The sequence below is a fragment of the Nocardiopsis gilva YIM 90087 genome (assembly GCF_002263495.1).
GTDB lineage: Bacteria > Actinomycetota > Actinomycetes > Streptosporangiales > Streptosporangiaceae > Nocardiopsis_C > Nocardiopsis_C gilva.
Map to the genome: position 1 here is coordinate 5412428 of NZ_CP022753.1, position 14356 is coordinate 5426783.

Consider the following 14356-nt stretch of genomic DNA (forward strand, 5'->3'; position numbering starts at 1 on the left):
CAAATTGACCTCTATCTCCCGCAGAGATTAGTAGCGTCCAAAGTACTGGAACAATCCACTGGAATCGAAGGTTGCCCCGAACCCTCTGCCGCCAGCGCTATCCGGCATGATGTGACGAGTCCCTCCACGAAATCCGCCTGACGTCACAGGAGATACCGCACTACTCGGATGTGTCAGAATATCATCCAGAAGGCTCTGACCAGCAGAGTCAAACTCCTTACCGCTTACCTTAGGAAGATCCCCTCGGCCCATGTGCTTCTGATACTCCCGACCAGCCCTGGTCAAGTTATTCTTATCGGGCCTCATTCCACTTCGCGACAAGGCGTCCAGCCCGCCACAGTTGTGGGTGAGGACGTCACTCGAAGCGCCGACAGCGACGTTGTAGGTGTGGATGCCCTCAACCGTGAGGTTATGGACCTTCGCGGATTGAGTCCAAGCTCGGGTCGCGGTGACCTGGACCCACGTACCGGAAGAAGTCTCCAGCCACATGCCCGGACGCAGGTCGCCTGCGTCCAGCCACTCGCCCAGCTCGGGGACCCAGAAGGGGTGCGCCTCCGTGGCGATGATGATGTCACCACCAGCCAGCGGGCCAGGCATACCGCCGTTTCCGTTGAGGCCGCCGGCGTCAGGGCCGAGCTCAGCTTCCGCAGGCTTCTCTGTGCTGGTGTCGACCGTGATCTCGACCAGGTCTTTCGACCCTTGGCCGATGATGGTGGCCAGAACCGTCTTCTCTGACTGTTCTCCCGTTTCGGGGTCAGTCGCGATGACCTTCTCGCCGACGTCGACATCCTCGATCGGCTTCTTCGACCCGTCGGCCATCAGAACGCCAGTGCCGGGGACAAAGCTGTTGCACCCGGTTGGCCCGTTGCGGGCGGCCCCGCCGCCCTTGCTACGGGAGAAGAAGCCAGAGAGCTTGCTGGACAGCCCCGAGCGGCCACCGCCAGCCCCAGCGCGGCTGGCGCCGCTGCTGAACATTGACCCGATCTTGCTGGAGGCTGCCGACGCGACCTTGCCGCCGAGGGCACCGCCGGCTGCGCCGAAGGCGCCGCCCAATGCCGTGGATGTTAGGGCGTCGGTGACGCTCCATTGCTCCTTGGGGGTATCCAGTTGGTATTGGACCAGGCCGGAGACCGCGCCGCCGAGGGCTGCGCAGCCGATGGTTCCGGCTCCGGCGGTGGCCACCGAGCAGGCGGCGCCGACTGCGATTCCGGCGCCCGTTGCGATAATGGTGTTCTTATGTCGACGGACGAAGGATGACGTGGCGCGATACGCGCGCTTCACATAACTCTTGGTCTTGTGGTAGGCGCGGCGGACATATCTTCTGGCCTGGTGGTACTTCTTCCGGACGTAGCGCTTCGCCTGGTGGTACTTCTTCTTGACGTACTTCTTGACCTTCTTGTACTGGCGCTTAACGTACTTCTTGCCCTTGTTGTAGACCTTCTTAGCCTTTTTCACTCCCTTCTTGACCTTGCTCTTGGTCCAGTTCCAGGCCTTGTCGAGGAACATCCCCGACGGGTCGCTCCAGGTGACCGGGTTGTTGTTGGAGTACACGTAGCCGTGCATCTGCTGGGCGTCGGTCGGGTCCATCACCGGGTCGACCGAGATGAACCGGCCGATCGCCGCGTCGTAGGCGCGGGCGCCCAGTTGGGTGAGGCCGGTGGACGCGTCGATCGTGCCGCCGACGAAGCCCTTCTCACCCGGCCACTCGCCGGTCGACGAGCGCTCCTCGCCGAACGGGGTGAACCGCCGCTGGACGGCCTCGCCCGTCGAAGCGTCGATCGCGAGCTGGCCGCTGCCGTGGTGGTCGGAGATCAGCCAGTGCAGCGACCCGTCGTTCTCGCGCATCGCGACCGTCTCGCCCGCGTGCTCGTAGTAGCGGGTCGCCTCGGTCTTCTGCTCCGCGGCGTCGAACCGAAGTTCCATTCCCGGCAGGTAAAGCGTCGACGACTGCGCGTCGCGGCGCAGCAGGCGCTGGCCGTTGGCGTCATAGGTGTAGCTGGTCGCCTGGTCGCCCTCGGTGACCTTGACCAGGTTCCCCTCCGCGTCCCACTCCAGGTTCTGGTCGTGCTCCGCGGTGAGTCGGCTGGTCATGTTGCCCGACTCGTCGTAGCCGTACTTCTCCAACCGGTCGCCCTCAGGCCCGGTCTCCTCGACCTTGGTGAGCGCGTGCGGCTGCAGCTTCCCCGGGTCGGGGTGGGTGTAGGTACGGACGGTGTCACCGCTGCTGGACGCGGAGTGCTTGGTCTCCGTCAGTCGGTTGCCGACCTTGTCGTAGGCGTACGAGTGCCAATAGGGCGCAGCGCCGCCCAGTGCGTCGGCCGACGGCTTCTCCGCACAGGACTTCTTGTCGTCGTCCTCTCCTGGTTTGGAGGTCCACGCCTCGGTGAGACGGCGCAGGCCGTCGTAGGCGAAGCACTGCGTGTCGCTTGCCAGTCCCTCCGCCGTGGGCTTGTCGCTGATGCTCAGGACGTTGCCCGCGTCGTCATACGTGTAGCTCTGGTGGCTCAGCGACCCGGACCCGATCTCGGGGACGGTGCTGATAGACGACAGCCTGCCGGTCCGCCGGTCGTAGTCGTAGGTCGCCCAGGTCTTCTTCGCCCCGCTGTTCCCCTTGTGGAACTCACGCTGGACCAGCTCGCCGATCTTGGAGAACTTGGCCTCGCTGACGACCTTGTCGCGACCGGCCTGCACCATCGTGGGCATGCCGAGTTCGTTGTAGTGGTACTGCACCAGCTCGCGCGGCAGCTTGCCCGCCTTGGGCAGCACAACGCTCTGCGTGGAGCCGTCGGGGTTGTAGTCGGTGGCGAACCGGTACTTCCCGGAGAGCACCCCCTCGCTCTCCGGGATGCTGATCTCGGTCATCAGCGGCTGGTACAGCTTGTTGTACTTCAGCACCCGCTGGGTGTAGGCGCTATTGCCGCTATAGCGGGTCGCGGAGCTGAGCTGCCCCTTCTGCACCGTGTCGTAGACCATCCCGACGCGCTGCGTCCCCTTCGGGGAGTCCTCGAAGACCCCGGTTTGGCGCCCCAGCTCGTCGTAGGTGTAGGCGAGGGTCCGGCCGCGACCGTCGGTCTGCGACACCAGCTGGTCGAGTTCGTCGTACTTGAAGGTCGTGGTTCCAGCGTCGGGGTCGACCGTCTTGATCTGCCGCCCCCGAAGGTCATACCTGTACTTCCAGACGTTGCCCGCCGGGTCGGTCACCGTGGCGAGCTCATCCGCCTTCGTGTAGGTGTACTTCGTGGCGTCGTACTTGCCTTCGGGCTTGTTCCCGTGGTGCTGCCGCATCTCGGTCATGCGCCCGCGAGCGTCGTAGAGGGTGGTTGTGGCAGTGTCGCCCGCCGGGACCGTAACCAGGGTCCGGTCACCCAGTTCCTGGACGCTGGTGCGCAGCACCTCCTTGCCGCGCGACCGCTGGACGGTGGCGGTCTGCCGCCCCGCTCCGTCGTAGACCGACTCGGTCTGCCTCGGGATCTCGTCCTCGTTGTTGACGACGAACAGCTTGTCGCTGGGCTCCTCGCCGTTCGGGTAGGCCTCCCGCTCCAGGACGACGTTGCCCCGCGAGTCGTAGAAGACCTCGCTGATCAGCCGCCCGTCGATACCGGGGCTCTGCTGCTGCCGCGGGCGCAGCATGCCGTCGTAGATCTCGTAACTCGCGACGTAGTCCCCGCGGTTGTTGAGCTCATAGGTGACGACGCTGGAGGGCGCGTCGGCCCGGATGTTGTACTCGAACTTCGCGCTCGGCCGCTCCTTGTTCTTCTCCTTGTCCCGGTCGGCGAGCCAGACCGAGGTCATCCGCCCGAGCGGGTCGTAGGCGAGGTCGGTGCGATTCCCGTTGGCGTCGGTCTCCGAGACGAGCGACGAGCGCAGCGGGTCCATGCGCACGGTCGTGGTGTGCCCGAGCACATTGGTGTTGGCGATCTCCGTTTCCGGGCCGCCGGGCACGTCGGAGGAGTACGAGGTCTTCGAGACGTTCCCGGCCGCGTCGGTGTCGGTCACCTGGCGCCCGTACTTGTCGTAGGTGCCCTGCGAGATCGTCAGGTACTTGGGGGTGTCCCCGTCGTAGTCCTCGAGCTCCTGGGCCTTGGTGACGAGCCCGCGCGTGGGCTTCTCACCGAATCCCTTGCCGTCGTACAGGATCCGCTCGTCGGAGATCACGTCGTCCGGGTACGTGGGCTTCTCGCCGCACTTGACCGACAGCACCTCCTCACGGGACTGCAGCGCGATCAGCCATTTGTCGGTGTTACGTGCGTAGGAGACCCGGACGCACTGGTCGTCGTCGGGGTCGGACACGTCCCCGTGGTCGTCGATGCGGCTCAGGAACCCGTACTCGTCGAAGGTGCTGTCGGTGAGCGTGACGCGCTGCTTCCCGCCTTCGAGAGGGGTGTAGGTCCGCTCCGACTGCGTGTCGGTGTGATACGAGCGCAGGGTCCCCCACTTGTACTTGCGCTCGGCGGTCTGCTTCTTCCACGGGATGCTGATCTCCTTGGAGATCACCTCACCGCCGGGGCCGTTGCGCTCGATGACTTCGCGCGTTTGACCGTTGAAGGCGTCATGGTCGGTGTCCGTGCCCCCTTCGGAGTCGGTGATCTTCACCGACCGCTTGCCGGACGACAGCTTGTCGCCGTCCATGCCCCGGTAGAAGAGGTACTCGGTCTCCGAGCGGGTGTCGTCCGGGTGCCCCTCGCGCACCTTGACGCGCTCGTACCCGCGCCACTGCGACCAGGTCTTCTGCTTCTCGGGGACCAGGCCGTCGGCGTCGTCGAAGTGCCAGGCGCCGCCGCCGAGGTACTCGTAGGAGGTGACGACGTCGGGCTGCCCGCCGACCAGGTCCTCCTCCGTGACCCGCGTGACGACGTACTTGTGGAACCAGTCGGTGAGCTCCTCCTCGCCCTCGGGTGTCCAGATCACCGGGTAGCAGCGCTTGGTGTTCTTGTCCGGCTTGGGTGTGGAGCCCGCCGTGCACTCCGGCGCGGAGTACTCGACGTGCACCCGCCCACCGGTCTCGTTGGAGACCGAGGTGATCCGGTACTTCAGCATCGGAGCAGGCCCGTCACGGGTGGAGTCGACCCGGTTCTCCATGGCTTGGCCGTGGAAGACCACCTTCGGCATCGTCTCTGTGCCGCCGACGTGCCCGGTGTGGGTGACGGACTTCAGCCACAGCGCCGGGTCGGTGCCGTCACCCGGCTTCGGGTAGGAGTGTTCGAGCTTCCACGAGTCGACCGGCTTGTAGCCGCTCCCGTCGTAGACCTCGGTGGTGACCTTGTCCAGTTTCTTGGTCGACCAGAAGGACGGCGAGTGCTTTCCGACGCACTTCTCGTCCTTCTTGCACTCCTGGTCGGTGGGGACGTCCGGCCAGTGCTTGGCATTGGCCTCGGTGCGCTTCTTGGGCGCGCAGTCGAAGTCCTTGCTGGGGATGCAGCGCTCGCCGACGGTGAACTTCACCCGGGCCGGGGCCTTGGCGAAGACGTCGTCGGAGCGCAGCCCGTACTCGATGCGGTTGAGGTTGCCCGCGCGGGTGTAGGGCGTCGCCTCGGTCTTGACGTTGCGGCCGTAGTAGTCGGTGTACTTGTCGTAGTAGTACGTGGTGACGTTGCCGTGCACGTCGACCTCGTAGTCGAGGTTCCACCGGTAGGCCTGCTGGCACCAGGAATCGGCGAACGACGACGCGTGGCACGGCTCCCCGGAGTCGTTGCCGTAGACGGGCACGGTCCAGGTGGACTTGGTCTCCGGCTTGCCCTTCGACCATCCGGGCAGGCGGTTGCGGCCGAAGTAGTACTGGGTGCCGTCGGTGGTGGTGACGCGCCAGTACTCGCCGTCGTTGTCGCCGTTCTTGGCGCCGGTCAGCCGCTCGATCCTGGAGCCGTCGTCGTTGCGCGGGTGCCAGTCTCCGTCCTTGTCGATGATCAGCTCGGTCGACGTCCCGTTGAGGGACATGGTGGCGTTGTGGCGTCCCCAGCACTGGTCGCCGGTCTTGGATCCCTCGGCCTGACCGTCCTGCATGCACGCCTTGTAGCGGCGCTCGATGTATCCGGCGTCGTAGCTGAACCCCTCGCCGACCCAGGAGGTCTGGTTGTTGGACGACGCGGTGCGGCCGTCGACGCTCTGCGAGGAGTAGCTCAGCCCGATCTCGGGGGACTCCCCGGCCGCGACGCCGGGGGTCTCCATCGGGTACGACCAGGTGAAGTCACCGGTCTGCTCCCCCACGCTCCACGTGGACGACGCCTGCAGCGGGGTCGCGGAGTAGTCGCCGGTACCGCCGGTGGGGGCGGCGGCCAGGGCGAGCAGCGTGCCGCTGCCTCCGCCGCTGGGTGCGGTCGGCGCGAGCGCGGACCGGTAGGCCCCCGGCTCGGGCACATCCGTCCCGGCGCTGGCAGGCGCCACGGCGGTCACCGTCTGCGCGTCGGCGTTGTTCTCCGAGTCCAGCTCGACCACGTCGGGTGCGTCGCCGGGGCAGCCGCCCTGCTCCAACACGCATTCGTCCACGGCGACGAGGCGCAGCCGGGAGCCGTAGTCGGCGCCGAAGGCGGTCGCGAAGTCGGAGTAGTCGACGGAGACCTCGACCGGTCCGTCGGAGTCGCTGCCGTCGGTGCGCTTCAGGCGCAGCAGCAGTCCGGAGACGCCCGCCTTCTCCGCTGCTTCGCGGTCAAGGATCTCCAGGTCGGCGCCCTCGACCGCCGTCAGCGCGGAGGGTTCGGCGGACGGCTCGTCCTCGGTCGCGTCCTCCTGGGACGGTTCCGGGTCGCCGTCCGCGGCGGGTTCCCGTTCCGGTGCGGGCTCCGGCTGCCGCGGCTGCTCGCTGGGGGTGTCGGGTTCCTGCCCGCTCTCCTGCTCCGACGGCGAGTCCGCCTCAGGCGAGGGCTCGGGGGTGGGAGAGGACTGCACGGCCGCGCTGTCGGGGCCCGGAGACCGAACGGCGTCGCGCCGCTCGGACGGGGCCTCGTCCGTCTCCTCTGCCCCGCGCTTCTCCTGGGGCTGGTCGTCGGCCTCGGGGAGCGGGGACTCCCACTCTTCGGCCTCCTTCTCGGGCAGCGCCTTCGCGGAGACCACCGGCTCGGCGCCACCGCTGGATGCCTCGGAGCCGCCCGCCGGAATCTCGATCGTCTCCGGCTCCGGCCACTCGGCGTCCGGCAGCTCGGTGAGCGCTGCCTTCTCGGTCTCATCGTCAGCGGGGGCCACATTCACGGACGCGTCGCTGCCCGCGATGGAGGCCTCGTCGGGAGCGTCCGGACGGTGGTTGTAGGCGATGGCGGACGCCGGCATGACGGACAGCAGACCGATGGCCATGACCAGGGCCACGCCCTGGGATGCGGCCTTACGTCCGGGAAAGCGCCGAGGGGCGGGCGTCACAGGGGGTTCAGACACAGGATTCCTCCTGACCCGTCGATCGAAGTCGACGGGCCTGCTGCAACATCGAGGTGAGTGAGGGGAACGGGGGGTACGGGCGCCTTTCCGCGGCGGCCTAGCGGCGCGGCAAGGTCACGGGACGAACCCCTTCCTGACCAGAAGCACGTCCGGTTCGCTGAGTACGCCCTGGTAGACGTGGACATCGTCGATGTCGCCGCCCCAGGCGCCCGTCAGCCGTTCCTCGAACCGCGCGGCGCCGATGACCAGAGGACCGTCGGCGTTCCAGGGGGTCTTCTGCACGTCGGTGTCCTGCTTGACCCCGTCGACGTAGAGCGCCAGCTCGCCGGTGGTGTGGTCATAGGTGGCGGCCAGGTGGGTCCAGGTGCCCAGCTCGGGCGCGTCCTTGGACAGCGCCCTCGGCCACCCCTTGCTGCCGACCTTGTCCTCGGGGGCCATCTTGAGCACCCAGTTGTCCCAGTCGTAGGTGTTCTGCTGACCGAGGTAAAAGCCGCTGTGCTTGCTGCCGTCCTGGGACACGGCGGTGGAGTTGGTGCCGGTCTCATCCAGGCGCACCCACGCCGCGACGCTGAAGCTGCGGTCGGTGCGGATGGCCGGGGCCTCGGTGGTGATGCGCTCGTCCTTGCCGTTGAGCGTTACCCCGGTGGACAGGGTGTGGTCGTTGTCCGCGCCGCCCCAGGCGGTGTCCGGGTTTCCATGCAGGGCGCCTGTCAGCCCGTGGTCACTGGAGTCGGCCACCGAGGTGCCGGAGGATTCGTCCAGGTCCCAACGGCCCTCCAGTGCGGCCGGACGGTTGGCGAGGCGCCACGGCTCGGAATGCTCTTCCGATTCGTCGAGGACGTCGTCGACGACGACCCGGTCCCAAAGGCGGACATCGTCGATAGCGCCGGGCCAAGCATCGTAGGGCTTTCCCTTGAACTGCGCCCCACCGATGAGCAGCGGACCCTTGGCGGTCCACGGGGTCTTCTGGACGCTGGTGCCCTGTTTGACGCCGTCGACGTAGAGCGCCAGTTCGCCGGTGGCCGGGTCGAAGGTGCCCAGCAGGTGAGTCCACACCCCGGCCTTGGCCGGTTTCTTGGAGTAGACGCGGTGAGCGACACTCGTGGAGGCGGTGTCATCGCTCGGAGCCTGCTTGAACACCCACGAGCCCTTGCCGACCCGGTGGTTGTAGCCGAGGTAGAAGCCGCTGTGCCACTCACCTTCCTGCGCGACAGCGGTGTGGTTGCGGGTCGGGTCGTCCAACCGCACCCAGGCGGCGACGCTGAACGCCTTGCTGGTGTCGACCACCGGGCCGTCGGTGGCGAGTCGGCCGTCCCTACCGTCGGTCTTGACCGCCGTCCCGTTCAGCCGGTGGGAGTCGCCGTCCAGCACGCCGACTCGGCCGCGGGCCCAGTCGACGCCTCCCGACGCCGTCGCGGTACGACCGTCCTTCACCTCGTCGGCCGCCGTACTTCCTTTCCCTTCGTCGAAGGGGAAGTGGGCGACAGGGCCGCTTGGGGGCGCAACGGTGAACGTGTAGACCAGCACGCAGTCCGAGGAGTTGCCGTGGGCATCGGTGGTGCGGGCGTGGATCAGATTGGGGCCGTCCGAGCGCGGCGTGATGGTCGTGGTGACCGACCCGCCCGGCTTGGCGGGGGTGAGCTTGGTGGAGCAGGAGGCGTCGTTGACGCTGTAGTGGTAGGCGGCCGCGTCTTTGACGCCGTTGGCGGAGAAGGTGAACGCCCCCGACTTGCCCACGGTCCCGGTCAGCGCGTCACCGGCGGGGTAGTCCTCAGCGGCCACCTTGGGTCCGGTAGCGGGCTTGGACGTGTCGACCTTGATGTAGCACCAGTCCGACCACGGGTAGCCCCATGCCGTCTTGTCATGGGCGATGGCACGGTAGCCGAGCAGCTTTCCCTCGGGGAGGGGTTGGGCCTTGGCGCTCTGATAGCTGCCCCTGGGCCATTTGTCGACGTCCTTGTAGACCGTGTCCACGTATCCGACGCGGTCGCCCTTGCCGTCGATCTTCCACTCGAATCGGGTCTTCAGTTTCTGCCCGACGAACGCGGAGTCGTAGTCACGGACATAGGCGCGCAGGACCGGTGTCCTGGTGTTGATCAGGCGGGGCTTCTTCGGGTCGGTGGAGCACACGCCGCCGTGGGAGTCCGACATCTTGGACGTCGACGGCTGGGCCGGCTTGTTGTTGTACTTCACCACCAGCTTCGGATTCTTGGCGAAGCGCCGCCAGTCCCAGTTGGAGTTGGACACCTTCTCGTTGCCGTACATCCCGTAGGTCACCGACTGGTGCCCGGCCTTGGCCGCCGACGTGTAGGCCTGGGTGGCGTCGAACTCCACACCCTTGCCCCCGCAGGCCGGGCGCCCCTTGTCGACGTTGACCGTGTCCTGCTTGGTGAGTTTCTCCGGCTGCTTCTTCCAGGTGGTCTTGGACGACAGGATCCGGGTCCGCCACAGGGTGACCTTGGCGTTGGTGCAGCCGAAGGCATGGGTCACCTCCGCACGCAGGGTGGCCGACGTGATAACCGTGGTCGGCTTCTTCGTGCGCGCATAGACGCTGAACCGCCAGAACGCGCGCTTGGTGCTGCCGGTCTGGGGCTCGTAGCCGACGCCGGTGTCCTTGTCGGACCGGTTGTAGTACACCTGCGACGGGAAGCGCTTGTTCACGTACGCCCAGGCCTTGCGGCTGACCGAGACCGAGGGGTCGATGTAGACAGGGTACTCGGTGTCGGGGTCGGTGAGCATCGCCTGGTCCGGCACCAGCTTGATCGACGACGGCTCGACCGTGGTCGCGATCGGCTCGATGCGCGCACCGGTGGCGGCGCGTGCGGTCCGCTCCACCTCGGGGACATCGTCGCCCGAGGAGTCCCACATGGCCGGGGTCGTGGCGGTGAACACGGTCTCGCCGCCCTTGTCGCCCAGCGCTTCGAGGTTGCCCGCTTCGTCGGCGCTCATCCGCACGCCCGTGGTGCCCAGCGCCAGTTCGAGCTCGGCCAGCTTCGGGTTCTGGGCGGCCTTGCGCGACTTGACCACCAGGACCTGGGAAAACCCGTCGGTTCCGGCCGTGAGCACCAGGTCGACATCCGGCAGCACGTCGGCGTAGGTGGCGCGGTCCTCCTCCAGCGTCGGAGCGGGGAGCTCGCCGGGCCAGTCCAGCTCGACCGCCTTGGATCCGATTCCGATCCGGGCCATCGGCGCATCGCCACCGCCGGAGAACTCGACCTCGGCCGAGGACGCCGTGGGCTGCACCATGCCGTCACCGGACGTGACCAGGGTGGTGTCGACCGGCGCCCAACCGTCGGACGTGCGGACCCGCTCGGGCACCGCCGACTGCTCCAAGGTGAACGAACCATCCGGCTCAGCGAACACCTGCGACCGTTCGTCCGTCGCAGAAGTGATCTCCACCCGCTCACCCGACCTCTCGGCCTGCTCCGAGGCCGAGTGCTCCTCCGCTGTCAGGTCTTCGGCTGGGGAGTCTGCGTCGGCGGGGGCCGGCGCCGCCGAGAGCAAGCTCCCGACCAGCACGCCCGCCACCACGGCGGCACTCCTTCTCACGGCACGCATCCGCTCCGGCACCCGTTCACGTCGTCATTGACTCCGGTGCCTCCGCACAAACCCGACGGAGACATAAAGCGCGGATAAAGCTGCCAGAACTTCATAACCGTGTGCAACTGTGTTGCAACTCACAGAAAAGTGTTCCCCTGGGAAATCGGGGAGAATTCCCAGGAAGGGAACGGTGTAACCACCTGCAGAAACGAATGCCGGTTTACACGATTCTCGGAGGTGATTGTAATTTTTTGGGAAAATAATGGTGCACCCTCGGCCGCAAGCGCGACCAAACCGCAACCTTCGGTACGCATGCGTGATGAATGGTCCGTTAAGATCCCTCCGGATCCTTGTGCCTGCAACACGAGAATAGGCGGAAACGCACGCGGTGGCCCACGGAATGGCGACCTCACACCTGCCGCGAATGCGCTCCCCCGTGGGTGGAGAACACCCGCTGGTCAGCGATACCGCACCGGAAGGTGTTTGATCCCGTTGATCCAGGAAGAACGGAACCGCTGCGGAGGCCCGGCCTGCCGGATGTCGGGCATGTGGTCGGCGATCGCGTCGAAGATCAGGCCGATCTCCAACCGGGCGAGGTTGGCGCCCAGGCAGTAGTGGGCGCCTGTGCCGCCGAAGCCGAGGTGGGGGTTGGGATCCCGCGTGATGTCGAAGGTGAAGGGATCCTCGAACACGTCCTCGTCGAAGTTGGCCGAGCTGTAGTACAGGCCCACGCGCTCGCCCCTGCGGACCGTCTGCCCGCCGATCTCGGTGTCGGCCGTCGCGGTGCGCTGGAACGCGATCACCGGTGTCGCCCACCGCACGATCTCGTCGGCGGCGGTTCGGGGGCGGTCGTGTTTGTAGAGCTCCCACTGGTCCGGGTTCTCCAGGAAGGCCAGCATGCCGTGGGTGATGGCGTTGCGCGTGGTCTCGTTCCCGGCCACGGACAGCAGGATCACAAAGAACCCGAATTCGTCGTCGGTCAGTCCGCGGCCGTCGATGTCGGCGTGCACGAGCTTGGACACGATGTCGGGGCGCGCTTCCGCGCGGCGCTCCCCCGCCAGCACCATGGCGTAGGCGAGGATCTCCGCCGCGGCGACGGGCGGATCCACTGTGTACTCGGGCTCGTCGTAGCCCAGCATCTCGTTGGACCAGCCGAACAACCGCGCGCGGTCCTCCTGCGCCACCCCGATCAGCTCGGCGATGGCCTGCAGCGGCAGCTCGGTGGCGACCTCGGTGACGAAGTCCCCCTCGCCCCGAGCCGCGGCGTCGGCCGCGATCCGCTCCGCCCGCGCGCGCAGGGCCTCTTCCAGCGTGCCGATCGCCCGCGGCGTGAACCCCCGCTGCACGATCTTGCGGAGCTTCGTGTGCTCCGGCGGGTCGATGTTGATCAGCATGTTCTGCCGCTGCACCTCGAGCCCGTCCGCGCTCAACCCCTCGTAGAAGCGAATGACCGCGGTATTGGCGTGGGTGGAGTACAGATCGGCGTTGATCGACGCCTCCCGCACGTCGGCGTGCCTGCTCAGGATCCACAGTCCGCCGTCGTCGAAGCCGCTCGTCGCGGGCTGCGGGTTCCAGTAGACGGACCGCGTCGCGCGCAGGGCGGCGAACTCCTCATGCGGGATGCGCTCGGCGATGAGGTCGGGGTCGGTGAAGTCGAATCCGTCGGGGAGGGTGGGGCGGGGAGACGGGGGAGATGGGGGAGACTGCGGAGGCTGGGGAGGTTCGGGTGTCATTTGGGGGCGTCTCCTTGTTGGTCCTGGCGACCGATCGAGGCGCGGGTGTGGGGACGGCTCCGGGGGCGGTGCTGGGGCTAGTGATGTGGTGCTGCGGCTGCCACGCGTCTGGCCCACCTGTAGTCGGCCTTTCCGCTGGGTGAGCGGCGCACTTCGGGGACCATGCGGTACTGGCGCGGCACCTTGTAGCCCGCGACCCTTTCGCGGACGAAGGCATCCAGGTCGGGCGCCGCGACGCCGCCGACGGCCGACACCACGGCGGCCACCCGCTGTCCGAAGCGATCGTCGTCGACGCCGACCACCACGGCGTCGCTCACCTGCGGGTGGCCTTTCAAGACCGACTCGATTTCTTCGGGGAAGACCTTCTCTCCGCCGGTGTTGATGCAGACGGAGCCCCGGCCGTGGACGGTGACGGTGCCGTCGGCCTCGACCGTGGCCATGTCGCCGGTGAGCGTGTAGCGCACACCCCCGGCCTCCACGAACGTCGCGGCCGTCTTCTCCCGATCCTTGTAGTAGCCGAGCGGCACCCGCCCCGACCGGGCGACCTGGCCGATATCCCCCGAACCCGGCGCCACCGGCCGCAGGTCCGAGCCCAGCACGGTGATGCGCTCGTCGTCGAAGCGGTAGCGCAGCCCCGTCTCCGGTGTGGCCCCCGCGACGCCCCACGCGACCAGGCCCGTCTCGGTGGACCCGTAGTTGTCGAGAACGGCCCGCCCCGGCAGCAGCTCCTCCAGCCGGGCACGGACCGAGCCGGACAGGATGGCGCCGCTGGAGCTGATGACGTGGAGCGAGGAGACGTCGTGGCCGCCCGCCTCCAGCGCGTCGGCGAGCGGAGCGGCCATGGCGTCGCCGACGAGGTTGATCGTCAGCACACGCTCCCGCTCGATCGCCCGCAGCACCGCATCGGCGTCGAACCTGCGGACCAGCACGATCGTGCCGCCGCTCCACAGGCAGATGAAGGCGGTGAGTTGCGCGGCGCCGTGCATCAGCGGTGCCACCGGCATCATCACCACCCCGCCGCCCGATGTCGCCTTCTCCACCAGCTCCTCGGGGGTGGCGACCGGTTCGCCGCCGGGGTTGCCGCCGCCGTGGCCGCTGAAGAACAGGTCTTCCTGGCGCCACATCACCCCCTTGGGCAGGCCGGTGGTGCCGCCCGTGTAGATGATGTAGAGGTCGTCGCCGGAGCGCTTCGGGAAGTCCCGTTCGGGGCTGCTTCCGGCCAGTGCCGCCTCATAGGTGATAGCGGTGACGTGCGGTCCCGCGTCGAGGGGCGGGCCGCCCACCGCGACGAGGTGGCGCAGCGTCGGAACCCGGGGGAGCACGGCCGCGACACGGTCGCCGAACTCCGCGTCGTAGACGAGCCCGGCGAGGTCGGCGTCGGTGTAGAGGTACCGCAGCTCATCGGCGACATAGCGGTAGTTGACGTTGACCGGCACCGCCCGGATCTTCAGCACGGCGAGGAGGGACTCGATGTAGGCGGCCCCGTTGTACAGCTGCATGCCGACGTGGGCGCCGGGGCCGATCCCGGAGGCGGTCAGGTGGTGCGCCAGCCGGTTAGCGCGCACCTCAAGTTCGGCGTAGCCGCGGCGGTCGTCGCCGCAGACGAGGGCGGTTCGGTCGCCGATCCGGTCGGCGATGCTCTCGAACATGTCGGCGAGGTTGAACTGCATCCGGCCTCCCGGTGTGGTCACTCCCCCGGAGGTCAGCCCCGTTGTGTCGGT

4 protein-coding genes are annotated in these 14356 nt (G+C 67.5%); all 4 read right to left on the reverse strand.

The window, feature by feature from the left end:
- Window positions 1–27 precede the first annotated feature (27 nt).
- The 4 genes from CDO52_RS23705 to CDO52_RS23720 all read right to left on the reverse strand — a co-directional run bounded on the left by CDO52_RS23705 (window position 28) and on the right by CDO52_RS23720 (window position 14305).
- Window positions 28–7362: an RHS repeat-associated core domain-containing protein gene (locus tag CDO52_RS23705; RefSeq protein ID WP_152471616.1), complete on the reverse strand. Its 7335-nt coding sequence runs from the start codon at window positions 7360–7362 to the stop codon at window positions 28–30.
- A gap of 114 nt (window positions 7363–7476) precedes the next feature.
- Window positions 7477–10920, reverse strand: coding sequence for a LamG-like jellyroll fold domain-containing protein (locus CDO52_RS23710; protein WP_033300121.1), 3444 nt, complete (start codon window positions 10918–10920; stop codon window positions 7477–7479).
- A gap of 440 nt (window positions 10921–11360) precedes the next feature.
- Window positions 11361–12635: a cytochrome P450 gene (locus tag CDO52_RS23715; protein WP_094932716.1), complete on the reverse strand. Its 1275-nt coding sequence runs from the start codon at window positions 12633–12635 to the stop codon at window positions 11361–11363.
- Between the two features lie 77 nt (window positions 12636–12712).
- Window positions 12713–14305 (reverse strand): acyl-CoA synthetase, encoded by a 1593-nt coding sequence (locus CDO52_RS23720; RefSeq protein WP_094932717.1) that lies wholly within the window; start codon window positions 14303–14305, stop codon window positions 12713–12715.
- Window positions 14306–14356 lie beyond the last annotated feature (51 nt).

Excerpts from the sequence above, each read along its gene's own strand:
- CDO52_RS23715 (WP_094932716.1), bottom strand. The coding sequence starts at position 12,635 with ATGACACCCGAACCTCCCCAGCCTCCGCAGTCTCCCCCATCTCCCCCG.
- CDO52_RS23720 (WP_094932717.1), bottom strand. The coding sequence starts at position 14,305 with ATGCAGTTCAACCTCGCCGACATGTTCGAGAGCATCGCCGACCGGATC.
- CDO52_RS23710 (WP_033300121.1), bottom strand. The coding sequence starts at position 10,920 with ATGCGTGCCGTGAGAAGGAGTGCCGCCGTGGTGGCGGGCGTGCTGGTC.